At 58.2% G+C, this 1347-nt stretch carries 1 protein-coding gene and 1 pseudogene; both read left to right on the top strand.

Annotated features, from left to right (window positions below; genetic code table 11):
- A pseudogene (locus K419_RS23940) lies at positions 1-241 on the top strand (methyl-accepting chemotaxis protein); the annotation flags it as partial.
- Between the two features lie 426 nt (positions 242-667).
- Positions 668-1347 (top strand): MCP four helix bundle domain-containing protein (locus tag K419_RS0118890; protein WP_026842904.1); only part of this gene is annotated, 680 nt, incomplete at its 3' end.

The raw sequence follows: 1347 nt of genomic DNA, 5'->3' as shown, positions 1-1347 counted from the left end.
CGAGGAGATGGCGTCCACCGCGGAGGAACTCTCCTCCCAGTCGGCGCAGCTGCAGTCGACCATCTCCTTCTTCAGGGTCGACGTCTCCCATGCGCCGGCATCGAGGCCTCTTACCAAGTCGGCGGCGAAGAGCGAGGCGAAGGTGGCCAAGCAACCGGCCAAGGTGCAGACAAGGAAAGCGGTGGGGCACGACTTCGTCCTGAACGAGGTCGACAACGACTCCGACTTCGAGCGGTTCTAAGCGGAAACCAGTTGGAGCCCGGGGGACAGGCACCTTGCGGAGCCAGTCCCCCCTTAAGGATGCAAAGCTCAAGCTTTGCGCCGCTTTGGGTTCCCAAGCTGGAGCTTGGGAACCAGGAGAACACCGGCTAAAAAAGAGAGCCCCGTTTCCAGCAGAAACGGGGCTCTCTTTCGCCTGGGCCTGGTAAAGATCGATCGGGCACCAAGAGCTCCTAGCTCTGAATTAGCCCGAAAAAATACTGGCATAGCGATACACCCCCCTTACGTTTTCCCCCCCACCCATTGTCTAAAACTCCCATTGAGCGACCGACCGGTCATCCCGACAAGGTACCAATCAGGTGAAACTGCCAAGGACCGAGATAATGCAGTGACTGACCATCTGCACTCGATGTGTATTCAATGCAGGTAACCGGTAAAGGAGGTAGTCATGAAGTGGTTTTATGATTTAAAGCTCGGCACCAAGCTGATCAGCGGGTTCATATCGGTCGCAGCCATTGCGGCGATCATCGGTTACTTCGGCATCAGGGAAATGAGCGCCATAGAGGAAGCGGACATCGCGCTGTACGAAAAGATCACCGTGCCGATAACGGAGCTTCAGGACATCTCTACCAGCTTTCAGCGGGTGAGGGTGAACCTCAGGGACATGATTCTGGCCACGACCCCGCAGGACGCCCAGGACAAGGTGAAGCGGATCGCGGAGCTAAGGACTGAGCTCGACAAGGCAACCGCGCAGTTCGAGAAGACCATCCTGACCGACGAGGGGCGCAAGCTGTTCGCTGAGTTCAAGCAGGCAAAAGATGCCTACGCCCCTGTGATTGACAACATGATACGGCTTTCCCAAGCCGGGAAGCACGATGAAGCGCTGGCCCATATGCGCGGCGACGGGGCCGTCGCCTCCAGAAACGAGCAGAACGCCATCGAGAAACTGGTGGATTCCAAGCTGAAGCAGGCGAAACTGACCTCCGAAGCGAACACGGCGCTTGCCGAAAAGGCCACGAAGATCATGGCGATTCTGATCGCAGTCGGCGTGCTTTTGGCCGTGGGGCTCGGCCTCTACATCACCCGCCTGGTGCAGGGGCAGCTGGGCGCCGATCCCAAGGAGGTAAG

Origin of the sequence: Citrifermentans bremense R1, assembly GCF_000426865.1 — a bacterium.
In the GTDB taxonomy this organism is placed as follows: Bacteria; Desulfobacterota; Desulfuromonadia; order Geobacterales; family Geobacteraceae; genus Geomonas; species Geomonas bremensis.
Note: the sequence above shows the minus strand (reverse complement) of the source record. Positions and strands in the feature narration are given on the sequence as shown.